At 67.4% G+C, this 22,710-nt stretch carries 27 protein-coding genes; 12 read left to right on the top strand and 15 right to left on the bottom strand.

The window, feature by feature from the left end:
• Window positions 1–84: 84 nt before the first annotated feature.
• Complete coding sequence (locus ABZW96_RS06760; protein ID WP_355071998.1) at window positions 85–3,423, bottom strand: BTAD domain-containing putative transcriptional regulator; 3,339 nt, start codon at window positions 3,421–3,423, stop codon at window positions 85–87.
• 131 nt (window positions 3,424–3,554) lie between these two features.
• On the opposite strand from ABZW96_RS06760, the gene ABZW96_RS06755 reads away from it, so the two are divergent.
• Both ABZW96_RS06755 and ABZW96_RS06750 read left to right on the top strand, forming a co-directional pair.
• On the top strand, window positions 3,555–4,019 hold the full coding sequence (locus tag ABZW96_RS06755; protein ID WP_355071996.1) for an SRPBCC family protein: 465 nt from the start codon (window positions 3,555–3,557) through the stop codon (window positions 4,017–4,019).
• Between the two features lie 126 nt (window positions 4,020–4,145).
• The gene (locus ABZW96_RS06750; protein ID WP_355071994.1) at window positions 4,146–5,015 is read left to right on the top strand and encodes a 1,4-dihydroxy-2-naphthoate polyprenyltransferase; all 870 of its coding nucleotides are present in this window, start codon (window positions 4,146–4,148) and stop codon (window positions 5,013–5,015) included.
• Between the two features lie 89 nt (window positions 5,016–5,104).
• On the opposite strand, the gene ABZW96_RS06745 is transcribed toward ABZW96_RS06750, so the two are convergent.
• The 5 genes from ABZW96_RS06745 to ABZW96_RS06725 form a co-directional block, all read right to left on the bottom strand.
• Window positions 5,105–5,488: a phage holin family protein gene (locus tag ABZW96_RS06745; RefSeq protein WP_355071993.1), complete on the bottom strand. Its 384-nt coding sequence runs from the start codon at window positions 5,486–5,488 to the stop codon at window positions 5,105–5,107.
• 74 nt (window positions 5,489–5,562) lie between these two features.
• Window positions 5,563–6,144 (bottom strand): Clp protease N-terminal domain-containing protein, encoded by a 582-nt coding sequence (locus ABZW96_RS06740; protein ID WP_355071991.1) that lies wholly within the window; start codon window positions 6,142–6,144, stop codon window positions 5,563–5,565.
• Window positions 6,144–6,365 carry a helix-turn-helix domain-containing protein gene (locus ABZW96_RS06735; protein WP_355071989.1) on the bottom strand — a complete coding sequence of 74 codons (222 nt, stop codon included), beginning with the start codon at window positions 6,363–6,365 and terminating at the stop codon, window positions 6,144–6,146. The genes ABZW96_RS06740 and ABZW96_RS06735 overlap by 1 nt, the downstream gene beginning before the upstream one ends.
• Window positions 6,366–6,481: 116 nt before the next feature.
• Entirely contained in the window at window positions 6,482–7,567 is a 1,086-nt protein-coding gene (locus tag ABZW96_RS06730) for a PLP-dependent cysteine synthase family protein (protein ID WP_355071987.1), read from the bottom strand.
• Window positions 7,564–7,851: a DUF4229 domain-containing protein gene (locus tag ABZW96_RS06725; RefSeq protein ID WP_355072142.1), complete on the bottom strand. Its 288-nt coding sequence runs from the start codon at window positions 7,849–7,851 to the stop codon at window positions 7,564–7,566. Before ABZW96_RS06725 ends, ABZW96_RS06730 begins: the two co-directional genes overlap by 4 nt.
• A 260-nt stretch (window positions 7,852–8,111) precedes the next feature.
• Here ABZW96_RS06725 and ABZW96_RS06720 point away from each other — a divergent pair, with 260 nt between their 5' ends.
• Window positions 8,112–8,324, top strand: a complete 213-nt coding sequence (locus ABZW96_RS06720) for a BldC family transcriptional regulator (protein WP_039802103.1) — start codon at window positions 8,112–8,114, stop codon at window positions 8,322–8,324.
• A gap of 117 nt (window positions 8,325–8,441) precedes the next feature.
• Window positions 8,442–8,648 carry a hypothetical protein gene (locus ABZW96_RS06715; protein ID WP_355071985.1) on the top strand — a complete coding sequence of 69 codons (207 nt, stop codon included), beginning with the start codon at window positions 8,442–8,444 and terminating at the stop codon, window positions 8,646–8,648.
• Between the two features lie 192 nt (window positions 8,649–8,840).
• Here the strand turns inward: ABZW96_RS06715 and ABZW96_RS06710 are convergent, their stop codons facing one another.
• Window positions 8,841–9,449: a hypothetical protein gene (locus ABZW96_RS06710; protein ID WP_355071983.1), complete on the bottom strand. Its 609-nt coding sequence runs from the start codon at window positions 9,447–9,449 to the stop codon at window positions 8,841–8,843.
• Between the two features lie 309 nt (window positions 9,450–9,758).
• Here ABZW96_RS06710 and ABZW96_RS06705 point away from each other — a divergent pair, with 309 nt between their 5' ends.
• Window positions 9,759–10,409 (top strand): hypothetical protein, encoded by a 651-nt coding sequence (locus tag ABZW96_RS06705; protein WP_355071981.1) that lies wholly within the window; start codon window positions 9,759–9,761, stop codon window positions 10,407–10,409.
• A gap of 292 nt (window positions 10,410–10,701) precedes the next feature.
• Here ABZW96_RS06705 and ABZW96_RS06700 read toward each other — a convergent pair whose 3' ends face one another.
• Complete coding sequence (locus tag ABZW96_RS06700; RefSeq protein ID WP_355072140.1) at window positions 10,702–11,772, bottom strand: GNAT family N-acetyltransferase; 1,071 nt, start codon at window positions 11,770–11,772, stop codon at window positions 10,702–10,704.
• 321 nt (window positions 11,773–12,093) lie between these two features.
• Here ABZW96_RS06700 and ABZW96_RS06695 point away from each other — a divergent pair, with 321 nt between their 5' ends.
• From ABZW96_RS06695 to ABZW96_RS06665, 7 genes are all read left to right on the top strand, one after another.
• Complete coding sequence (locus ABZW96_RS06695) at window positions 12,094–13,329, top strand: helix-turn-helix transcriptional regulator (protein ID WP_355071979.1); 1,236 nt, start codon at window positions 12,094–12,096, stop codon at window positions 13,327–13,329.
• A 191-nt stretch (window positions 13,330–13,520) separates the two neighbouring features.
• Complete coding sequence (locus tag ABZW96_RS06690) at window positions 13,521–13,982, top strand: hypothetical protein (RefSeq protein WP_355071977.1); 462 nt, start codon at window positions 13,521–13,523, stop codon at window positions 13,980–13,982.
• Entirely contained in the window at window positions 13,979–14,467 is a 489-nt protein-coding gene (locus tag ABZW96_RS06685; RefSeq protein WP_355071975.1) for a DNA-directed RNA polymerase subunit beta, read from the top strand. Before ABZW96_RS06690 ends, ABZW96_RS06685 begins: the two co-directional genes overlap by 4 nt.
• Complete coding sequence (locus tag ABZW96_RS06680) at window positions 14,464–14,730, top strand: hypothetical protein (RefSeq protein WP_355071973.1); 267 nt, start codon at window positions 14,464–14,466, stop codon at window positions 14,728–14,730. The genes ABZW96_RS06685 and ABZW96_RS06680 overlap by 4 nt, the downstream gene beginning before the upstream one ends.
• Window positions 14,731–14,980: 250 nt before the next feature.
• Entirely contained in the window at window positions 14,981–15,448 is a 468-nt protein-coding gene (locus ABZW96_RS06675) for a hypothetical protein (RefSeq protein ID WP_355071972.1), read from the top strand.
• Window positions 15,435–15,788: a hypothetical protein gene (locus ABZW96_RS06670; RefSeq protein ID WP_355071971.1), complete on the top strand. Its 354-nt coding sequence runs from the start codon at window positions 15,435–15,437 to the stop codon at window positions 15,786–15,788. Before ABZW96_RS06675 ends, ABZW96_RS06670 begins: the two co-directional genes overlap by 14 nt.
• 279 nt (window positions 15,789–16,067) lie before the next feature.
• Window positions 16,068–16,649, top strand: a complete 582-nt coding sequence (locus ABZW96_RS06665) for a hypothetical protein (RefSeq protein ID WP_355071969.1) — start codon at window positions 16,068–16,070, stop codon at window positions 16,647–16,649.
• Window positions 16,650–16,665: 16 nt separating this feature from the next.
• Here the strand turns inward: ABZW96_RS06665 and ABZW96_RS06660 are convergent, their stop codons facing one another.
• From ABZW96_RS06660 to ABZW96_RS06630, 7 genes are all read right to left on the bottom strand, one after another.
• Window positions 16,666–17,319: a Uma2 family endonuclease gene (locus ABZW96_RS06660; RefSeq protein WP_355071967.1), complete on the bottom strand. Its 654-nt coding sequence runs from the start codon at window positions 17,317–17,319 to the stop codon at window positions 16,666–16,668.
• A 71-nt stretch (window positions 17,320–17,390) separates the two neighbouring features.
• On the bottom strand, window positions 17,391–18,356 hold the full coding sequence (ccsB, locus tag ABZW96_RS06655; protein ID WP_355071966.1) for a c-type cytochrome biogenesis protein CcsB: 966 nt from the start codon (window positions 18,354–18,356) through the stop codon (window positions 17,391–17,393).
• A gap of 2 nt (window positions 18,357–18,358) precedes the next feature.
• Entirely contained in the window at window positions 18,359–20,005 is a 1,647-nt protein-coding gene (locus ABZW96_RS06650; RefSeq protein ID WP_355071964.1) for a cytochrome c biogenesis protein ResB, read from the bottom strand.
• Window positions 20,002–20,829: a cytochrome c biogenesis CcdA family protein gene (locus ABZW96_RS06645; protein ID WP_355071962.1), complete on the bottom strand. Its 828-nt coding sequence runs from the start codon at window positions 20,827–20,829 to the stop codon at window positions 20,002–20,004. Before ABZW96_RS06645 ends, ABZW96_RS06650 begins: the two co-directional genes overlap by 4 nt.
• Before the next feature lie 40 nt (window positions 20,830–20,869).
• On the bottom strand, window positions 20,870–21,124 hold the full coding sequence (locus ABZW96_RS06640; protein WP_355071960.1) for a hypothetical protein: 255 nt from the start codon (window positions 21,122–21,124) through the stop codon (window positions 20,870–20,872).
• On the bottom strand, window positions 21,121–21,762 hold the full coding sequence (locus tag ABZW96_RS06635) for a TlpA disulfide reductase family protein (protein WP_355071959.1): 642 nt from the start codon (window positions 21,760–21,762) through the stop codon (window positions 21,121–21,123). Before ABZW96_RS06635 ends, ABZW96_RS06640 begins: the two co-directional genes overlap by 4 nt.
• Window positions 21,759–22,409: a histidine phosphatase family protein gene (locus ABZW96_RS06630; RefSeq protein ID WP_355072138.1), complete on the bottom strand. Its 651-nt coding sequence runs from the start codon at window positions 22,407–22,409 to the stop codon at window positions 21,759–21,761. The genes ABZW96_RS06635 and ABZW96_RS06630 overlap by 4 nt, the downstream gene beginning before the upstream one ends.
• Window positions 22,410–22,710 lie beyond the last annotated feature (301 nt).

Genomic DNA, 22,710 nt, shown 5'->3' with positions numbered 1-22,710 from the left:
GTGACATCGTCACCCGGCCCGCTTTCGCTGTGCTGCCGCGACGGTTCGATTCCTCGCGCAAACCAGATCACCGCCGTCGACTGATCAGCGAGCGTCGACCAGGCCTTGCAGCAATTCCATGATGCGATCCGCGGACCTGTTCCGGCGCAGGTGGCCGAGGCGGCGGCGGGCTTCGGCGACCGGGCCGGGACCGAGCTTCGCGGTCGCCGCGTCCAAATGCCGTTGCCACCGCATCGAGGGAAAGTCCTGTCGGCAGACGACGTTCGGGGCCAGGATGAGCAAGTCGAGCCCCACCGTGACCTCGCGGTCGACGGCGATGAGATACGAGCCGATCGCGCAGGCGACGCCGCCGATCTGCGGCAGGTCGCGGTACTGGGTCATCGTCGGCACAGCCGTCTCGGCAAGCTGCGTGGGCAGAGTCGCGTCCGGGTCGGCAGCGCCGTTTATCACCTGCGCGGCGAGCGCCGCCGCGGCCAGCATCAGGGCGCCGGGCCCGGGGCCGAGCGCGTTGTCCGGCCAGCCGAACAGTTCCAGCGCGCGTTCGTAGCGAGTGAACCCGCCCGCGATGTCACCTTCCGCGAACGCCAACTCCGCCGAGCTCTGCATCACGGTGGACAGCAGCCGGTTCTGTCCGAGGGACGAGTTGTCCAAGTCCGGCGTGCCGAACGCGAGATCGAGTTCCCGCCGCGCCTGCTCCAGCTCGCCGATTCCGACCAGTGAAGCCACCAGCAGGCTGCGGATCTCCACCGTGTCCTCGTAGGCGCCGAGCCGCTGCAACACCTCGAGCGCGCGGCGGTAATAGGTCACCGACTGGTCGTAGCGGGCGATCTGTCCACAGACCTGTCCGAGGTGCCTGCTCACCATGGCCACGCTCCAGACGTTCTCGCGCCCGAGCACCTCCAGCGCCTTGATCGCATCGATGGTGGAGCCGCGCACATCGCCGAGGTTCTCCCGGATGTTGGCTCGCAACAACAGCGCCGAACCCCTGGTCTCCGGATCTGCCGAACGCGCCGCCTCGGCGAGCAGCCTGCTGAAGCCGCGTCCGTCGGCCCTGGTGAGCACGACCCGGGCGATGAATCGGCTGTTCTCGGTGAGTTCGACGGGAAGATGAAGCAATCGGCGCACGCGCCTGCGGAGCACGGCGATCTCCCTGGCGCTGCCGTTGGTGTAAGCGAGATGCAGGAACGTCATCTGGTAGGTGACGAGCACCAGATCCGGACGCGGACCTTCCGGCCCGAAGTCGGCCGGCTCCAATTCGATGACCCGCTGAGCCCAGGCGATCACTTCCAGGTGCGATCCCCGGATGATCCACAGCGTGGCGACGACCGGGAACACCGTGTAGGCCGTCGCGGCATCCCGCCTTTCGATCGCGCAACGCAGCGCGGCGAGCAAGTTGTCCACCTCCGCCGCCACGGAGAGCGCGAGGTGGAACTGATCGCCGGTCATATACCGGCTCGCCACGTCATCGGCGTAGTCCTTGGCCCACCGCATCATCCGGGTATCGACCGATTCCGGCTCTCCCGCCGCGGCGGCCAGCTGCTCTTCACCGTATTCCCGCACCGTCTCCAACATCCGGTAGCGGGTGCCGAGCACTTCGTCGTCCAGCACGGTGAGCAGCGATTGGTTGACCAGGCCGTCGACGGCCGCGGCGACATCGACCACGTCGGCTCCGCCCGCGACCGCCTCGGCCGCCGACAGCGTGAAACCGGCGGGAAATCGGCACAACCGGCGCAACGTGGCTTGCTGTTCGGTGTCGAGCAGGTTCCAGCTCCAGTCGATCACCGCGTGCAGCGTGCGATGCCGTTCGGGCGAACTGCGATCGCCGTGGCGCAGCAGCGCGAACCGATCGGCCAGCCGCTCGTTGATCTCCTCGACGCTCATCACGCGCACGCGGGCCGCCGCCAGTTCGATGGCCAGCGGCAGCCCGTCGAGGGTGTGGCACAACTGGGCGACCACGTCCGGATCCAGCCGGACGCCGGGCCGCACCGCCCTGGCGCGCGCAGCGAACAGCTCGGTGGCGGGCGAGCCCGCCGGATCGATGGTCAGCGGCGGCAAAGGATAGACCGTCTCGGCGGTGATGGTCAGCGGCGAACGGCTCGTGGTGAGCACGGTCAGCCTCGGTGCGACGCCGATCAGATCGGCGACCACCACGGCGACGGCGTCGATCAGATGCTCGCAGTTGTCCAGGATCAGCAGCATCGAGCGCGCCGACACCGCGTCGTGCAGCCGCCCGCGCAGATCGACGATCTGCCCGGAACGCAGCGTGGCCGCGTCGAAGGTGACCTCGCTGAGCCCGAGTACCGCGGCGATCGCCGCCTCGATCTCGACCCTGGCTTCGTCGCCTTCGGCGCGCACCGACGCCAGCTCGACCAGCGCCACCGGACAGGTGGCCGCCGCCTGCCAACCGATCTCGTTGGCGACCCTGGTCTTGCCCGCACCGCCGGGGCCGAGCACGGTCACCACCCGGGCATCGCGGAGCAGCTCGATCAGCTCGGTGATGTCGGCGGCCCGGCCGAGCAGTGCGTTGGGCGCGGCACGCAGGCCGATCGCGGCGAGGTGCGGTGTCGGTACGTCAGCGGCCGAGGGTGTCGCCTCGGCCGCGAGCGCGCTTCGGGAACCGCCGTCTTCGCTCGCCGCGCTGCCCGAGCGCGGCGGCGCGACGCGGCCTATCCGCTCCCCACGCAGGATCGCCGTATGCATCTCGGTGAGCGCGGGCCCCGGGTCCGTGCCGAGTTCCTCGGCCAGCCGGGAGCGGAAAGCGGCGAACGATTCCACCGCCTCGTTGGGCCGCCCCGCCGCCGCCAACAGGCGCATCAGGGTCTGCTGCGCGGGCTCGTCCAGCGGTTCCGCGGCGGCGCGCAGCCGAGCGAGACGCAAGGCTCCATCGACGTCGCCGCCGTCCTCGCGTGCGGCGAGTTCGAGTTCGTCCAGTTCGGCCAGACGCCGCCCGGCCGCTGCGCGAAGCTCGTCGGCGAGGTCGCCCGGCGGCAGATCCGCACCGGGATCCCCGCGCCACAGCCCCCGCGCCCGGGTGATTTCCGCCAGGCACCCCGGAAGGTCTCCCGCCGCGCGCAGCCCGTGCGCCCGCGCCACGCGCTCGCCCACCGAGGACAAGTCGACCTGATCGGCGCCGAGGGTCAACCGATAGCCCGCAGGGCCGATTTCCAGCGCGCCCTCCGGCAGCGCCGAACGCAACCGGGAAACCTGGGTGTGTAGCGCGTTCATCGGCGAGCGCGGCGGCTGCTCGCCCCAGACCTCCTCGATCAGGGCCTGCGCGCCGCGGCTGCGACCCGGCCGCAGGGCCAGGGCGGTGAGCAGCAGCCGGGAGCGCGCACCGGGCAGCGGCGTCAGCGTGCCGTCGCGGCGCAGCGCGACCTCGCCCAGCAAGGCCACCACGACCGATTCGCCTGCGGGCGTCGTCACTGCTCGACTGTGGCCGTGCGGGCCGCTGTGCTCCGGAAACATCCCGCGGTCATCGTAGGCGAGCAGACCCGAGAAGCTCGACACGAATTCTTTGCCGCGACTGCGAGCGGTCGGTCGCATAGTGTGACCCCATGGCTGAGTTCGAGGTGGTCCGATCGGCCGTGATCACGGCCGACCCCGCGCGCGTGCACGGGCTGATCAACGATTTCCACAAGTGGGTCGAGTGGTCGCCGTGGGAGGACCTCGACCCGCAGCTCCAGCGCAGTTACTCCGGCGCGGAATCCGGCGTCGGCGCGCGCTACGCCTGGAGCGGCAACCGCAAGGCGGGAGCGGGCAGCATGGAGATCGTCGGCAGCGCCGAGCGCGAGATCGGCGTGCGCCTGGAGTTCATGAAGCCCATGAAGGCCACCAACATGGTGACCTTCATCCTGGACCCGGTCGAGACCGGCACCGAAGTGACCTGGCGGATGACCGGCCGGCAGACCGGGCTGATGGCCGTCATCGGCAAGCTCATCCCGATGGACAAGTTCGTCGGCCGGGATTTCGAGAAGGGACTCGCGCGGATGCAGGAGGCGGTGACGGCCGAAACGGCCTGATCGCCGCGCGCGGGCTGAGGACGGACTGCGTCCGACTGCGCCGATTATGCGGAACCTCCGCCTTCGCTGCGGCCATGCGCGAGCTGAGGACGGACTCCGTCCGACTCTGCCGATTATGCTGCGAACATGGCTACTGCAGCGCAATGGATCGAGGGCGCGCGACCCCGTACCCTGCCGAACGCGATCGCCCCGGTGCTCGCCGGGACCGGCGCCGCCGCGTCGATCGATGGTGCGGTGTGGTGGAAAGCGATTCTCGCGCTGTTCGTTTCGCTGGCGCTGATCATCGGCGTGAACTTCGCCAACGACTACTCCGACGGCATCCGCGGCACCGATGACGTCCGGGTCGGCCCGCTGCGCCTGGTCGGGCAGAAATTGGCCTCGCCCACCGCGGTGAAGACCGCCGCGATCGTCAGCTTGGTCGTCGGGGCCATCTTCGGCCTGGTGCTGGTGCTCACCAGCGCCTGGTGGCTGCTGCTCGTCGGCGCGGCCTGCCTGGCCGGCGCCTGGTACTACACCGGCGGCAGCAAGCCCTACGGCTACAGCGGATTCGGTGAAGTGGCGGTGTTCGTCTTCTTCGGCCTGATCGCCGTGCTCGGCACCCAGTTCGTGCAGGCGGGCCGGATCGACTGGGTCGGTGCGCTGCTGGCGATCGCGGTGGGCGCGTTCTCCAGTGCCGTGCTCGTCGCGAACAACCTGCGTGACATCCCCACCGACACCGGGTCCGGAAAGGTCACACTCGCGGTCAAACTCGGCGATCCGCGCACCCGCACGCTGCACCTGGCCCTGCTCACCGTCCCGTTCCTCGTGACGTTGGCGCTGGTCGCCCGCACGCCATGGGCACTGGCCGGGCTGCTCGCGATACCGCTCGCCGTCCGCGCCAACGCGCCGGTGCGCGGCGGCAAGGGCGGGCTGGAACTGATTCCCGCGCTGCGGGATTCCGGCCTGGCGCTGCTGGTCTGGTCGGCGGTCACCGCGCTGGCGGTCGGGCTGGGTTAGCGCGGCCCTCGCGGTCGCGGATCGCGCCGACCAGGTGGACTCGATGGCGCGATGCGCGATCGAGCGTCGTCCGTTCGCGGCGGCGCGGACTAATCCTCGTCCGGAACCAGGATGCCGAGCACCCAGTTCACCAGCGAGACGATGATGCCGCCGAACACCGCGGCCCAGAAGCCCTCGACGCGCAGGCCGTAATGGCTGAATGCTCCGGTGATCTCGGCGGTCAGCCACAGCATGAGCGCGTTGATCAGAAGCAGGAACAGGCCGAGCGTCACGATCACCAGCGGTAGCGACAGCAGTTTCACTATCGGCTTGACCAGGGCGTTCACCGCCGTGAACACCGCGGCCACCGCGAGGACCACACCGATCTTGGCGCCGTTGCCGCCTTCCGGAGCGAGAATGTCGATCTTGTCGACCCAGACGGCGGCCAGCCAGATGGCCACCGCGTTGATGATCAACCGAATCACGAGCTGCATGGCCCAATGCTAGGCGTCGGAGGCGGACACACGCCGCTGGAAAACACGAACTCCCGCAGCGCATGTCCGCCTGCTCAAGCCGCACGGTCGAGCAGGGCGTGCACCTTGGGCCGCAATTCACCGATCGCGTCGGAGCCGCCGAGCAGGCGCACCGTCGTCTGGTTCGGGGCGCGCAGGATGCCGAGCAGCATGTGCCCCGACTCGATGGTCTTGTCCTTGCGACCGAGCGCCTCACGCAGGGAGAGCTCGAGCACCTTCTTCGCTTCCTTCGTGAACGGAATGTGCCCGTAGTACCCACCGCGGCTCCACGGGAACGGCCCACGGCGCGGGTCCGGCGCGGCGCGGTCGAGCGCGTCCTCGCCGAAATGCGTGTCCAGCGACTCCCGGACGGCGTCCAGATCAATGCCGATGGAGCGCAAGGCCTCGGCGTCCTCGGGGCCGAGCGGTATCCCGTTGCCCTGCTCGGCCAGCGCGCTGCGCACGCCGTCGCGAGTGAGTCCCGCGTCCGCGAGCAACGCTGCCAATTCCGGCTCGGCATGCGCGAGCACACCGAGCAATACGTGCTCCACCTCGATATTCGACGCGTGGAGTTCGCGCGCGTCCTCCTGGGCGACGATGATCGCCGTGCGCGCAGACCTGCTGAACCGCTCGAACATCAGTGGATCCTGCCTTTCCGGTTGTACTTCTGGTGGACTGCTTGCCTGCTGACCTCGAGCGCCTCCGCGATCGCTTGCCACGACCAGCCCTGAGCACGGGCGTTGGCCACCTGGATCGCCTCGAGACGTTCGAGCAGCCTGCGTAGCGCGAGCACCGCGCGCAGCCCGACCTTCGGATCGGGGCTGCCCGCGGCTGCCGCGAGTGTGGTTGCTTCCGTCATGACGTCAATTTTGATTGACACATGCTCGCGATGTCAACAAAAATTGACAAGCACGGACGCGATTCAACCCCGTTCCGCCTCAGGCGAACAAAACCCCTGGCCGGGGCACGAACCGATCAGGCGTCCCAGATTCCGGTCGCCACGAACTTCTCCAGGACAGCGGTGGGCTCCGCGAGCTCCAGCCCCTGGGACGCCACCCACGCGTCGTCGAAATACGTTCCGGCATAGCGATCCCCGCCGTCACACAGCAGGGTGACGACACTGCCGCCGCGCCCTTCGGAGAGCATCTCGGCGATCAAGGCGAAAACGCCCCACAGGTTGGTGCCGGTGGAGCCGCCGACCCGGCGACCGAGCCGCACACTCGCGAACCGGGCCGCAGCGATGGACGCCGCGTCGGGCACCTCGAACATGCGGTCCACGATCTGGCCGACGAACGAGGGTTCCACGCGGGGGCGGCCGATGCCTTCGATCCGGGAGGGCATTCCGGTCTGGTAACCCGCATCGCCCGTCTCGTAGCCGCCGTAGAAGGCGGAGTTCTCCGGATCGACCACGGCCAGCTTGGTCGCATGCCTGCGATACCGGATGTAGCGGCCGATCGTGGCGCTGGTGCCGCCCGTGCCCGCGCCGACCACGATCCACTCCGGCACCGGATTGGTCTCCAACGCCATCTGCTGGAAGATCGACTCGGCGATGTTGTTGTTGCCGCGCCAGTCGGTGGCGCGCTCGGCGTGGGTGAACTGGTCCATGTAGTGACCGCCGCACTCGGCCGCCAGCCGCGCCGCCTCGGTGTACATGTCCGGCGGGCGTTGCACGAAATGACAGCGCCCGCCCTGCGCCTCGATGAGCGCGATCTTCTGCGGAGAGGTGCTCGCGGGCATCACCGCGACGAAGTCCAAGCCGAGCAGTTTCGCGAAATAGGCCTCGCTGACCGCCGTCGAACCCGAGGACGCCTCCACCACGGTCGTCCCCTCGCCGACCCAGCCGTTGCAGATCGCGTACAGGAACAGCGAGCGAGCCAGGCGGTGCTTGAGGCTGCCGGTGATGTGGGTGGACTCGTCCTTGAGATAGAGCTGGATGTTCCACTCGGCGGGCAGCGGGTAGCGCAGCAAGTGGGTGTCCGCGCTGCGCTGGGTGTCGGCGTCGATCAACCGCACCGCGTTGTCGACCCAGTCGCGCGGAGCGGTGTGATCGCAGGACTTCACGAAGAAGTCCCGGACTCCGGCGGAGCGGGCGGCTCGTCGCCGCGCAACCGCGCCCGTAGCTCGGCCTTGTCGCGGCGCCTGCGCTCGTCGACCAGGGCGATGTCCTCGTTCACCTTGGCCCGCAGCCGCTTGAACAGCACCAGCGACAGCGGCATCGCGATGATGAGCGCGAACAAGGCTGCGACCACGATGGGGATGTCCACCGACACCAGTCGCGCGGCCAGCACGATCAGCGCGGCGAGCACTACCACGAGACCCAACCTGGCGACGGTGTAAAGGGCCAGATTGCGGGCCAGACGACGACCAGCGCCAGCCGTTTGCTGTCCGGAAGCACCTTTTGGTGGATTCGCGTCACGCACATCCCTCAGCCTATGCGAAGCTGTTGCCCGCCCCCGGTGCACGCCCAACAGCCGGGGGTGGGGCGCGCATCCGTTTTGTCTATTACCTCCCCTTTACCAACTGTAGGTGGTTCGAGTACCTAGGGGTTTCAGTGCGACGATGGCGCCATCTGATGAGGGAACTGTCGAGAACGGAGAGGTTTGCTATGACTGCGATCACCGTCGGCGGCCAGGACACCCTGCTGACTCCGGGCCAGGTTGCTGCCCTGTTCCACGTCGACCCCAAGACCGTGACGCGCTGGGCTCACGCCGGGCGCCTCGGGTCGCTTCGCACACCGGGCGGACATCGCCGGTTCCGCGAATCGGAAGTACTCCAGCTGCTCAAGTCGCTGACCACCGAAGCGACCGCAGCACGCTGATCGCAGGGCGCGCGGACCTGTCGTGCTCGGGTCCGCGCTCGCCCGCAGACCATTTTCGCGTCTGCGGTGTGCTGGAGTCACGTCCGCGGCTACCCTCGTAATCAGGAGGTGAGCGACGTGACGTACCTGTTGGCACTCATCGCGGTGGTGGCTATAGCGGTGTTGTGCTGGAAGGCGTTCGGCCCCGAGCGGACTGGACCCACTGCCCCGCAATCGCGTTCACCACGGCGCAAGCGCGTCATCGGACCCGACGACGACCCGGAGTTCCTCTGGCGACTATCTCGCCAGCACCGTGACGGCGAGTCCGGTTCCGCCGAGCGTTGATCTTCGCAGTACCCGCGCGATAGCACGCGTCCAGCGGTATCCGGCGTTCGCGCGATTTCATCGCTCTGCCGTGGCGCCGTCCCGGCGGGGGCCGACCCTCCGCCCTCGACGAACGCCACGACGATCGACAACCCGGTCCGGGTGCGGCAGGCGCGCTGCGGTGCGCCTGCCGCATCCGATCCGCGCCATCGATCAGGGTTCGCCGTTGACGACCGCCATCAGCGCGTCGGTGAACGGCTGTCCACCCTGAATGGCTCCGCCCGCGATCGCGCCGACGACCAGGCCGATCGGGCCGGTGATGATGCTGAAGAAGCCCAGGCCGATCAGGGCCCCGAGCAGTCCGCCGAGCAGCGCGCCGCCGACCACGCCGACCACGTTCTGGTTCAACTCGGCGATGAGACGGTTCATCGAGCTGATCGGCTGCATCTCGCCGATCTCCTTGGCGCCTGCCACCGGGGTGAGCGCGAGACGCCGTCCGCTGTCGCTGATTTCGTGCGCGACCGACAGCTTGCTGCCGGAAACCTGGAAGGTGAGCGGCACTTCGGCCACCACGGCCCCGGTATCGGAGGTCAGCTTGATCTTGGTGCCGTCGTCGGCCACCGCGAAGGTGCCGTGCTCGACGGCGGTCGAGATGGCTCCGGTCTCGCGTGAGACCGTGGTGTGGTAGTCGACCCCCTGCTCTACCCCGGTTGTCGTGATCTCACGCTGCGGTTCTACGGGTTTCGCGTTCGCGGCCCCCGCTGTGATGCCCACTGCGGCAACCGCGCCGAGCGTAATGGCGGCAATAGTGCCGAACTTCATTCTGGAATTCCTTCTCACCGAGACACCGGCTCCGGAGGCCGGATGGCGTGTGACTGTACAGCGCCCGTGACTAGTTTCCAGACTTGGCGACCGGCACACCTGATCGCGAAGTTCGTTATCCGATCGTGATCACACCGGGCCCGGATACCGACACGTACGTGAATTCCCAGCGCGGATCGCTACGCCTGGGAAGGAAAACTCGACGCGGACGTGCCGCGTAGTGTAAGCATGGCGTGGTCTTCAATCCGCAAGATTCACAACTTCGGGTCGCTAGGTGGGTCGAAGGGTTCACAGCTCTGGAGGACGTACGTGTCGCGCCAACGTGTCCGCGCCGGTATCACCCTGGCCGCCTTCATGGTCGGGACCGGACTGGCGGCCACCATCGTGGTCGTCGCCGCGCTATCGATGTCCGGCCCCGCCGATGAGCCGGCCAAGGCCGCCGCTCAGAACGCCGCCGCGGCAACAACCTCGGCTCCCCCGCCGACCACCGAGGAGCCGCTGCCGACCACCACGGAAGCGCTGCCGACCACGTCGGCGATGCGCGGCGCGTCCAACAAGAGCGCCACCAGCATGCAGGTGAACATCGGCGACTGCGTACAGCTCGGCGGAGCAGGCGCGATCGACAAAACCGCTTGTGGCAGCCAGAACTCCGTCTACAAAGTCGTCGATAAGGCACCGGCGAACGCCACCTGCCCCACCGACGCCGACCACACCTACAACGAAACTTTGCACGGGGCGACACAGGCCGCGCTGTGCCTGGACATCGACTGGGTCGTCGGCGGCTGCATGGAACTGACACCCGGCAGCCCCAAGCGTCTCGACTGCGCCGCCCACACCCCTGGCGCGGTCCGGGTCATCGACATCAAGCAGAACACCGTCGACGTCAACGCGTGCGGGTCGGCCGACAGTGGAATCGTCTACCAGCAAAGGCATTTCGTGGTTTGCGTGGCGCGGCTGTAGGCGCCGTTACACCTCCGCGATACGGACTTTCCGCCCACGGGGGAGCCGCGACTTTGCGGCCGATTAACAGACATGCGAAGTCTTGTGTCCCTTAAGGCGAGGCTCGGAACGTTATTTGTTCTGCCGGTGGTGAATTCGCGTGCTGCCACTCGCGCGTTACAAGCGTCGTAAACCAGCGGCGATCTCACACAATTCGGGCCGCACAGTCTGAAACGTGCGCATTCAATTATTTCCGCGCAATCGCGCCAATAAAAACCCTAGTTTTCCGCGAAATACTCCAGGCGTGCGCTCGTCAGCCCACACCGTCGAGTGACAGGCCCATGAGCACCGCGTCCCACAGCTCGCCGCTGCGGCGTCGGTAATGCCCGCGCAAGACGCCCTCGACCTCGAAACCCGCTCGGTCGTAGAGCGTCATCGCGCGCTGATTGTGCGGCCATACTTGCAGACTCACCTTGTGGGCGCCCCGATCCCGCGACCAACTGATGACTCGCTCGAGCAGCGCCGACCCGATGCCACGTCCCCGCCGGTCCGCCGCGACCATCATGCCGAAGGCCGTGACGCCAGGTGTGCCGAAGTAGACCGTCGCCGTGCCCACGACGCATCCGTCGATCTCCGTCACGAACACACCGCGCTTCTCGTCGCCGAGATTCGCTCGTATCTGCCGTGCGGCGTCTTCCTCGTCCAACGGCGCTTCGGCCCCGATCCATTTGCCCTCCGCTGCCACCGCGACGCGCAGTTGGACGATCCCGTCGACATCGGCTTCCTCGGCGACACGAGCCGTGGGGCCGGTCAGCGACCGCGGTCTCGCCGACGGGCGGCTCGGGGCGAGCCGCGCGTACACGAACATGTCGCGACGACTTTCGCCGACTTGCCGCCACCCGCGCAGCAGCCCCTCACGCCGGAATCCCGCCCGCTCGGCAGTCCGGATGGAGGCGGTATTCCACGGTTCCACGTAGAGCTGCACCCGGGCAACGGCCAGTTGCTCGAACGCCCAGTCCGCGACCGCCCGCAGCGCGTGGGCGGCCACACCCTGCCCACGAGCGGACCGCACCAGCCAATACCCGACCGATGCCCGGTCCTCTCCGAGATCCTTGGTCCAGATTCCGATACTGCCGAGCGGCTTACCGTCCGTCGCTCGCGCGATCACGAAGGGGTACCCGCTTCCGCTCCCGGGTCGTTCCCACTGCCGCTCGACGAACTCCGTCGCCGCTTCCTCGGTGTACATCGACGGCACAGTGGTGATCAACGGGATCGTGTCGTCGTCCGACGCTTCCCGAACCAGGTCGAGATCCGGAGACGACATCGACCAAGGTCGAAGTACCAATTCGTCTGCTGCTGCGGTCAATTCCGGTACGCGGCGCATCCGGACCGTATCCGAGCTATTCCCCACCAGATGATGATCACCGTCCGCGATCGCGACGGCTAGTGGATTCGGCCGTACCCGCGCAGCTCCGGCTCGGCATCAGCCGCGCCTGTGTAGATCATCCTCGCGTTGCACCCACGCGTTGGCGCGTCGGCCAACTGGTCAGCGCGTAACTTGCCTTGGTTCTATGCCGCTTGTCGGAAGTCGCTTGGTGGCTGATGCGAGAAGACCCGCCCACATTGTCTTGCCTGCTTGCCACCTGCACGGCGGATATCGACAGGTACCTTCGGAAGTGGATAGCCATCGGCGGAGGAGTACGCCATGAACGACATCCCCCCGAACGAAGTCGGGCGGAGACTGCGTGAAATCCGCGTTTGGCGCGGGCAAAGCCTCGAGGTAGTCGCTGGCCTAGCAGGTATCAGCTTCGGATATCTCGGCCGCCTCGAGCGCGGCGAGCAAGCCTTGTCCAACCGCGCCACCCTGGAGGCGCTGGCGCGGGCGCTACGCGTCTCCCCGGCAGAGTTCTATCCGGCAGCTGGACAGTCTGGTTCGCGAGCCGAAGGCAACGAGTCCGCCCATGCCGGAGTCGTCGCGATCGAACGCGCACTAGATGTATACGAACTCGGCGACGACCCCGGCGGCGCAGTACGCGAATGGCCCGCCATCGCCACGGATCTAGAGCGTCTGACCGATCTTCAGCAACGCGGCGACTACGCTGGACAAGCACGAATGACTCCCGACCTGCTTGCCGAGTTGCATGCGGTCTATGCCCGATCGCCGGAATACCGTCGCAACACGCTCCTTGGCCTGATTCTTTGCTATTCGTCGGCGATGTGGATCACAAAACGGCTTACTGGGCGTGGCCTTCCGCTGCTGGCCGCCAAAGCTGCACAAGAGTGTGCCGCCGCGCTCGATTCGCCCGCGTGGATCGGGTTTGCCACGTGGCTTCGTGGCGACGCTACGGGCGGTTTGTCCCGGCCTGAACAGTACCGGCGCGCTGTACGGTGCATTGATGCGCTAAGCCCGCACTTGGACGACGGCCAAGTCCTGCAAACGGCCGGAATGCTGCATCTTTCGGCCGCGCTCGCTTCGGCTGTGCAGCGCGATCGGTCCACGGCTGAGACGCATTTGGACGAAGCCGCCGCTCTGGCAGGACGCATGGATACCGAGACCGGAACATTCGGCCGCATGTGGTTCGGCGCGCCGAATATTGGGATCTGGCGCGCGTGCATCGGCATGGAGTTCGGCGACGGCGTGAAAGTGGCCGAAAGCGCACGCGGAGTCAACGTGCACAGTATTCCCAGCAAGTCGCGGCAAGCTGAGTTCTACATGGAAGTCGGCCGTTCCCTGTTGACCGATCCCACTCGCCGTGAGCAAGGCGTGCAAGTACTCCTGCGCGCCGAGCACCTTGCGCCGCAGCGTGTCCACGCCGATGTGCTGGCCCGTGAAGCCGTGGCCGATGTGCTCCGCGCTGCACGGCGCGATGCGGGCGGACGTGAATTGCGCGGCTTAGCATGGCGACTGGGTATCGCTCCCGAACACGCGCCCAAGAACTGATCGTGTCCTCGCGTTTGTCCTTCGTGGACAAATCTGTTGTGGCCCAGCTCATAACGTCTGCTCCGGCCCCGACGCCGGGGTGAGCCGGCCACCTCGTCATCTCGGCCGCGCCAGTACGGCTATGACCGCTGGCTGGTGCTGCGCCCTCGGCGTCGGGTGCTTTCCAATCGGATCGCAGGGAGGCGCAGGGGATGGATGCGAGCAGTCGGCAGGGGTTGTATCGGGCGGGAGTTCCTGAGCTGGAGCGGATCGCGGCGTATCTGAAAGACGAGTCGACGCCGTTGCGCGGCTCGCTGACAGATACGCACGGCGCACTGGCCATCGGGATGCGGTGCGCGGCGGTCGCGGGGGCGGCCGCCGTGCACGATCGAGCGACGATCGAGGCGCTCGCACGGCGGCACGGTTACACACTGGCCGCGATCTATGTGGTTGCGCCGCACACGGTATCGCCGGTGACGGCGGCGCGTGTGTTGGAAATGGTGCACGTCGCCCGCGCGAGTGCGGTGATAGTTCCGGGGATGACGCATCTGGGCGGCTCGGTTCCGGCCGACTTCACGCGAGTGTGCAGCGTGATCATGCCGGGACACGTGATGCTCGGCCGCGCCCTGTACCCCACCCCGGCACCGTCGGGGGACGCGGAGGCTCAGTCATGAGCGCGCCAGGTATCGAAGGCTTCGATCTGGCAACCCCATCCGGGCGGTGCGCGTACTACAAGATGATCTGTCAGCTGCCTGCCGAGGTAGAACCCGAAGCACTCGGCCGAATCGTGGTGCGAGCAGGTTCGCTGGTGTGGGGTGTCTCGGTGCCGGAGCCGTTGGGGCGGGCAGCGACGGACCGGTTGCGCAGCGGCGGATACGGTCTCGGCCCGATCATCACGCACCCGCATTCCCTGACCTGGACATTCCTGGTGCGGCCTGATCTGCCCGACGAACCTCGAATCTTCGCGGGCCTGTTCCGGGATCGCGTGAAGGTGATCCGCGACGGCGGATTGATCGCCCTCCCTTCCCCGGCCGACAGCAACGCCGCATACCGCGCATGGCTCGAGGTTCCCTGCGACACCTACCGGCCCTCAGGACGGCTGGTGGTGGATGCAGTGCAAGCATCCCTGCTCACAAGCGCGGTCAGGACAGGCCGATGAACTCGCACGGCGAATCGATCACGCCGCCGATTCGCAGTCTCATGACCGGCCGCACCCAGTCCCCGCACCCAGAGGAACCCGACGTACACCTTTCGGTCTACCTGCACGACCAGCGCATGGACTTCGCCGCATGCCTCACCGCCGCATTGGTATTCGTCCAGGACTGGAACGCCTGCCACCGCCCCGGCGCGGTAACCGTCCTACCCGGCGACCCCACCGGCCTCCCCCGCCTCCCGAACGAGCGGCTCTACCTCGAATGTTGATAAGGCCAGCCGGGTGCCCGTCGACACCAGAGAAGGGATCGAGTCACTCAAGGGAACCGATCGAGGGAACCAAAGTCGTGGCCGGTGCGTCAAAGCATGTTGAAAAGCAATGAAGTTGGCAGTCAGGACGGCGCGCTACCACCACCCGCTGGAGGCGATTGAGCCGTATCGGGCCGCTGACGCGCCATCACCGGGGAAGCAACGAAATTTCAGATAGGCACCGATCCGGTGCGACTACGTGGGGGTTGAGATGAAGATACGCACATTGATCGTCGCCGCAGCAGCGGTGTTCAGCCTGATCGGCGGGGCGGTCCAAAGCCCACTGGCTCATGCGTCATTCCCCTGGGGAGCGTGCGGAATCAGCTCGCCTGCGGACAAGGTCGTCACAACCTTCGGCGACTGGAAACTGCTGTGTGGAGACGAAGAATCAGGCTATCGACACATCCAGCAGAGACACATGAGCGAGTGGGAAGGCCTTGCAGGAATCGAAGGTCGCAATTGGAGGGACATCGCCGACATGGCGATCGCCAAAGCTCACGACGCACCCGACTGGCATGGCTCGGTCGGGAGCGGCAAGTACTGTTACACGGGGCAGATCTATCTCGTCAACCGCACCACGGGAGCGATAGCCAAGACGGTTCAGCCCACCGTGATCGTGAACGAGAGAGGCAAGATCATCACCGCCTACCCAGGAGGAGCCTGTGGTGGAAAAGTCTGATCCGAATCTGGCTGAACTCACCGATTCGGTGATTCGTGCCGGTAACGAGTGGGGATACCAGATCGGCCGCGGCAGCGCAGGTCGGCTGCTACTCACGGCTGTAGGCGAATCACCGGTGGTTCCCCCCGTAGAGTTCCGCTTCACCGACCAGGAACTTCATGACTACTATTCGCGCCTCGCGGCGAAAGCTGGAACTCCCAATGGCGAGAGCACGCCGTGGAAGACGTGGATGGTTCTGATGTCGACTCACCTCAGCGAGGCCGTCTACAAGGCGGGGGTGCTCAACCAGCCATGCGCCATCGTGATCGATAGGGCTGGATTCTGGGCCGAACCGGCATAGCCAGCGGCTCGAAGTGTCTCAGAGGAATGCTTGCGGCAAGCCGTCCCCTGCGACGACCCCAGAATCACCGCGACAGCAGGCTCTATTCGAGCGCACGAACATGTTCCCGGAGGGGCATCCGCTGACCAAGGAGGTGACTCGGTGCCCAACGCAGACGCGGATGGCCGGTTCGATCTGCTGCTGTGCCGCACTATCTCGCTGATCCTCGCTCCGGCCGGTACTGCAGTCGGTCCGCGGGTGCGGGGAGTCGTACGCGCGGACTCCGGACATGCCCGCATCGTGCTGTCGCCGGACGCAGCGATGGTCTCAGGAATCGCGGTTAACTACGAATTAAATTTTGGCACAAGACTATTCGATGTCACCGGCGCTATCGACCACGCGCGGATCACCCTCGCGCCCGCTGTCACACAGCTACTGGCTGACCACGAGGACCAACCGCGTGACAGCCACGGCAACACCGTCCTCGCCGCAGCCGATACCGGGTTCGACTACACCGCCGGAGCCGATTCCGGTGACCAACGCCTGTTCAGTCTGTTCAGCCTCCTGGTCGGCGGCGGCCTGCCCTGGTTCGCCGACGAGTACACGTTCGCAGGATTCTTTTACACCGACGCCGACACCTGCCGCATCTACATCCATGTCACCCGCGCGGACCGCACCTACGGCATCGACCTGACCGTCAGCGGCGACGACGGCCGCCCGACCGGATACGCCTACCTCGCCCAAGAGTTGGCACCGCTGGCCAGTACAGGCGACATCGCTCGACAGCCAGTTCTCGATGACACCGACGACTATTGCAACAGCGTTGTGGATTTGAGCGCCTGGATGGGACCGGCAGGGTCCCGCACCGCTACCACTGTCTGAGGTTGAGTGTTCGACGTCAGTATTCGAGTTCATCCCATGGGATGGTGATCGGGAACGGGCGGTCGAACTCGATACCGTCCAGGTTCTGGTGGGTCCATTCGGCGGCGACGATGTAGTTGGCGGCACGGAGCGGATGAACCCCGTCCGGGAGTTGTGCATGGCCGATGTCGAGACCGTACGCGCGAACGGTGGCGATCGCGCTGACCTCACGAGCCAACGTCACTTCCCAGTACCAAGGGATGCCCGCGCTGGCGTACCGTCCCTTCTTGGCTTCGATATCGGTCTGCGTGTTGCCGGGCGACAGGACCTCGCCGACCAAGACGACGTCACCGCCGCGCACGTCTTGATAGGCGGATCCGAGACAGCGGTGGACCAGAAAATCCGGAGTCAGGAAGTTGGACTTGCCGGCGTCCCCAAGGAATACGTTCGTCTCGGTGGTCACGCGCCAACACTGTTCGGGATTCTCCGACATGTCTTTCCGTGCGCAGCGCTCGAGCGTGGCCCAGAGCCGGTTGGAGAAAGTCTGATGCTCGGCCGGACCGCGGCGCACCCAGACCACATGTCCGTCCCACAACTCGATCTGCGCCGCGAGCTCCTCGGGGAGCCGCTCCAGCTCCTCCCAAGTCATGAACTCTGGGAGGTCAGAGCGTCCTGTGTTCGGAACAGACATGCCGCAATGGTAGTGGGCGAAGCTGTCCCGCTGGATGGCTATTTACCCCGGCAGGGGCTGATCAAGCCCGGTTAGTTCAACCCCGCATACGAATGCAACCCGCTGATCACCATGTTGATGATGAACAGGTTGAACAGCATCGCGACGAAGGCGGCGATGTTGATCCAGGCGGCCTTGGTGTCGCGCCAGCCGGAGGTGGCGCGGGCGTGGAGGTAGGCGGCGTAGAGGACCCAGGCGATGAAGGAGCAGGTTTCCTTCGGGTCCCAGCCCCAGAAGCGGCCCCAGGCGGCTTCGGCCCAGATGGCGCCGAGGATGACGCCCGCGCCGAACAGCGGGAAGCCGATGATGGTGGCCTTGTAGGCGAGCCGGTCGAGGGTGCGGGCGTCGGGCAGGCGGCGGGCGATGGCGCCGAGCACATTGGCCGACTCCTGGCCGTCCGGCTGACGCAGGCGGTAGAGGAAGAGCATGCTCGCCACGCCCGCGAACAGGAAGACGCCGCTGCCCACGCTGACGATGGTGACGTGCACCGGCAGCCAGAACGACTTCAACGCGGGCACCACGGGTGCGGCGTCGGCGTAGAGCACCGTGCCTGCGAGGAACAGCAGGATCAGCACCGGCACCAGCAGGAAAACCCACATGGCGCGGTAGCGCTGCTCGCGCAGGAGCGCGATCCCGACCAGCACGGCGGCCGCCGTCGCCATGGTGACGAACTCGTACATGTTGCCCAGCGGGAAGCGGTGGGTCGCGAAGCCGCGCAGCACGATCGCGCCCACGTGCAGCGCGATGGCCACCATGAGCACCGAGAACGCCATGTTGCCCAGCCGCTCCGACAGCGGCCGCCCCTCGGGCTCGCTGACGCGGCCGGGTCCCTGCGGTGTCGATCCGCCGCCCACCGTCACCAGCTCGCGCTCGGAGACCTGGCGGCTGCGCGCCGTCGCGTACTGCCAGATCAGCAGCACCAGCACCAGCGCGTACACCACGATCGCCGTCTTGAAGGCGAAATCGCTGTACCTGGCGATGGTCTCGTCGATCGGCATCGTCACTCTCCCGTGGTCTCGGCGTGCTCATCGAGCAGGCGCGCGCGCAGCCGGTCGAACTCGCCGCCCCAGCCCGCCTGGTCGGTCCTGGCGAGCCCGCCCATCTCTACTACAGTGCGTCGTTGGTCCACGGTACCGGCTGTGTCCTCGGCCGGGTAGACCCGCACCCAGATCCGCCTGCGCTTGATCAGCAGCGAGACCAGCAGGCCCGCCATCATCAGCAGCGCGCTCACCAGCACCCACTGCTGGGCCGGGTCGTGCGAGACCTGGAGATTCACGAACTCCTGCGCGCCGTCGAAGGTGACCTTGGTGCCGTTCGGCAGCGTGGTCGACTCGCCGGGGCGGAGATTGACCCTGGCCTCCTTGGCGAGCCTGCCCTGCTTGACCTGCTCGGGATCGAGGGCGAACAACGATTGCGGCTTACCGGTGTCCAAGCCGGTGTCGCCGCGATAGATGTCGACCGCGACAGCGGGATCGTTCATCGCGGGGTACGCGGAGGACAGCAACGATCCGTGGAACATCGCCGTGGGCGCGAACAAGCCCTCGATCGCGATCTGGTTCTTGCGGCGCTCCTCGTCGGTGGCGTACATCCCACCGGGCGGGTCGATCCGCAGCACGCCGCTGGACAGGAACGTCGAGGCGTCGTCGGGCCGCCACTGAATGGACTCGGTGCGGGTCTGGCCGTTGGGGAAGGTCACCGTGAAGGTCGGCGCGTAGCCGTGTCCTTGCAGGTAGAGCCGGTCACCCGCGACGCGGAGCGGATGGTTGACCTGCACCCTGGTGTCGCGCCAGGTGTTCGTCCGCAGATCGTCGCCCGCCTGGTAGGAGAGGTTCGCGGTGAACATCTCCGCCTGCCCGTTGGTCAGGTAATCGGCCTGGAAATCCTTCACCCGCACACAGACCGGGGTCATGCCGGTGCCGTCGTTGACGTTGCCCGCCTTGAACGAGTCGAACACCGCGGGCGAGGTGGTGCAGAAGCCGGGGCCGTTGTTCGCCAGCACGATGACGCTGCCCTCGTAGCCGAACAGCTTGCCCATCGCGATGGCGACCAGCAGCCCGACCAGCGCGAGGTGGAACACCAGATTGCCGAGTTCGCGGGTGTAGCCCTTCTCCGCGGACAGCGCCAGTTCACCCTCGCGGGGGCCGGGGCGGACCTCGCTGCGCCAGCCGCGCAGCTGGGCGCGGGCGTGGTCGATCAGCTCCTGCGGCGACCGCTCGACCCGGGCCGCGTAGTGGTGCGGAAGCCTCGTCAGATTGCGCGGCGCGCGCACCGGCGGTGTACGCAGAGCGCGGTAGTGGTCGAGCGTGCGCGGCAGGATGCAACCCACCAGTGAGATGAACAGCAGCACGTAGACGGCCGTGAACCAGAAACTGGAGAACACGTCGAACAGCTCGAAGCGGTCCATCCACGGGCCGAGCGTGGGCCGGCTCGCGATGTACTGCTCGACCTTCTGCTCGTTCAGGTTCCGCTGCGGCAGCAGCGCGCCGGGAATCGCGGCGAGGGCGAGCAGGAACAGCAGCACCAGGGCGGTGCGCATGCTGGTGAGCCCGCGCCAAGTGTTGCGCAGGAACGCCCAGGCCCGCCCGATCAGCGATTGACGCGGCGGACGCTCGGGGCTTTCGATCGTGGGGTGGTCGGTCACGGTCATATCGGCAGGGTCACCTCGGAGACGAACGCGTCCCGCACCCAGGCGACGAACTGGTCCCACGCCCCGGTGACCAGCGCGGCGCCGACCGCGACGAGCAACATGCCCCCGATGATCTGAATGGTGCGGGAATTGCGGCGCAGCCACCCGACCCCACGCAGCGCGCTCGCCGACCCGAACGCCAGCACCACGAACGGCAGACCGAGGCCGAGACAGTAAGCGACGATCAGCGCGACCCCGCGCACCGCCGTGGTCCCGTCGGTGCCCGCGGCCACGGCCATGACGCCCGACAACGTGGGGCCGAGGCACGGCGTCCATCCCAGCGCGAACACCCCGCCCAGCAGCGGAGCGCCCATGAGGCTGGTGAGCCTGCGCGGTTCCATCCGGGTGTCGCGCTGCAACGCGGGCACCAGGCCGATGAAGACCAGGCCCATCAGGATCGTCACCACACCGCCGATGCGTTGCAGCAGTTCCCGATTCACGTTGAGGGTCTGGATGACGCCGAACACGGTCGCGGTGGCGAGCACGAAGACCACGGTGAAACCGGCGACGAACAAACCGGCCGCACCCGCGACCCGCATCCGTCCCGACCGAAGCGGCCGCGCGGCAGTCGCGACGCGTCCGCCGGTGGCCTCCGCCACCGTGGCAGGCGGCGCCTCCGCGCCGACGAGTCCGGCCAGATAGGACAGGTACCCCGGCACCAGGGGCACCACACACGGCGAGGCGAACGACACCAGACCCGCGAGCAGGCACGCGCCGAGCGCCAGCAGCAGCGGCCCGGAGGCCGCCGTCTGCTGGAACGAATCACCGACTGCGGCGAGCACCATCACAGGTCCTCCCCGGTACGCGGCGCGGTGCGCGCGAGGGTCACACCGAGTCCTCCTGCGTGTCCTCGGACGATCGTCCGGCGCCGCGGCGTGGCGCTACCGTGCGCTCGGTGGCCGCGGGTTCCTCGGCCGCGTCGAACGCCGGGAAGTCCAGCAACGACTCGGCCGCGACGCTGCGCGGCACGGTGGCGATGCCCGCCCACCGGTCGTCGACGGCCCATCCGCCGCCGATTCGTCGGGCGCCCTGCCGTGGCCGACAGGCACGCAGGTGGCGGGTACGACGGTCGCGATTCACTGTGATTCCTCCGCGGCGATACTTTCGACCACTGACTGCAGATCTTCGGCCAGCAGGGACCGCAGGAATACCGCGGCGACCCGGTGTTGCCGGTCGAGGACGAGCGTGGTGGGGATGACACTGGTAGGGAAATTCCCGCCGAGCGCCAAGAGCGTGCGCATCGACGGGTCGTAGACGGACGGGTAGCCGACCTTGTTGTCGACCACGAAATCTTGGGCCTTGTCCTGTTGCGGGTCGCGGACGTTGATGCCGAGGAAGGCGACGCCTTTGTCCTTGGTCGCTTCGTAGACCTTTTCCAGGGCGGGCGCCTCGGCGCGGCACGGACCGCACCACTGGCCCCACAGGTTGAGTACCACGACCTTGCCCGCGTAGTCCTCCACCGAGGTGGTCTTGCCCGCGATCATCAGGTCCGGACCGGCGAGTTTGCCGATGGTGCCGCGCGCGGCGGGCGGGTCGTAGCGGATGTCGGTCTTGCCGCCGGGCGAGACGAATTCGAAGGTGCCGCCCGAGGCCACCGCGTCCGAACCGGTCGAACAACCCGCGAGCGCGGCGATCAGCGCCACGCACGCGAGCAGAGCCGGCAGCACCCGCCCGGCGCGCGCCGAAGGCGGGATGGGGAACGCGGTGCGGTGCGTCATGCGCCGTGTACCGAGGGGTCCGAGCCGCCCGCGGGCTCGGAGTAGACGATGTCGACCAGCGTGTCGCCGTGATAGACGAGCGAGGTCAGCGAAGCGAGCGAGCACTGCCGTTGCCGGGGGTCGTGCCATAGGCGCTGGCCTTGGAGGAACCGCCGAAGCGTCCAAACGGGTAGCTGGTGGGAGACGAGCACGGCCTCCCGCCCGGCCGCTTCGACCCGGGCTTTGTTCACGGCCGCCAGCATGCGGTGCGCGATCTGGAGGTACGGCTCGCCCCAGGACGGGGTGAAGGGGTCGCGCAGCTTCCACCAGTGCCGCGGCTTGCGCAGCGCGCCGTCGCCGACCGAGACGCGCAGGCCTTCGAAGGTGTTGCCCGCCTCGATGAGGTTCTCGTCGGTGCGCACGATGACGTCGTGCTGCGCGGCGATCGGCTCGGCGGTCTCCTGAGCACGCTGCAGCGGCGACGCGATGACCACGGCGATGTCGTGATCGGCCAGGGTCCGCGCGACAGCGGCGGCCTGCGCACGGCCCGCCACCGAAAGGCTGAAGCCGGGCAGGCGGCCGTAGAGGATGCCGTTCGGGTTGTGCACCTCGCCGTGGCGCAGGACGTGCACGATCGTCTCGATCGCGGCGGCGCCGCCGTCGTGCACCCGGTCGGTGGCGCTGGTCCGCGCGTCGGCGTGCTCCGCCGCCTCGGTTCCATTGGTCTCGGTCTCGGCCGGAGCCGGCTTGTCCCCTTTACGCGCCGCGACGACCTGCGCGTCCGACGACGCGGCAGCCGCCGCGAACTGGGCGCCCGCGTCGACCAGGCTGGATTCCTCGGATCCTGGCTCGGCGGTCTGCGTCCCGGCGCTCGCGGCGGCGAACTGCTCACCAGCGTCGATCACGGTCGCGTCCGCGGCCGGATCGACCGCGACGGCGGTCGCGCCGTGCGTCGCGGTCACCTCCGGC

The organism is Nocardia sp. NPDC004168 (assembly GCF_040610355.1).
Taxonomy (GTDB): domain Bacteria; phylum Actinomycetota; class Actinomycetes; order Mycobacteriales; family Mycobacteriaceae; genus Nocardia; species Nocardia sichangensis.
This window is presented reverse-complemented; position numbering and strand designations above follow the sequence as displayed.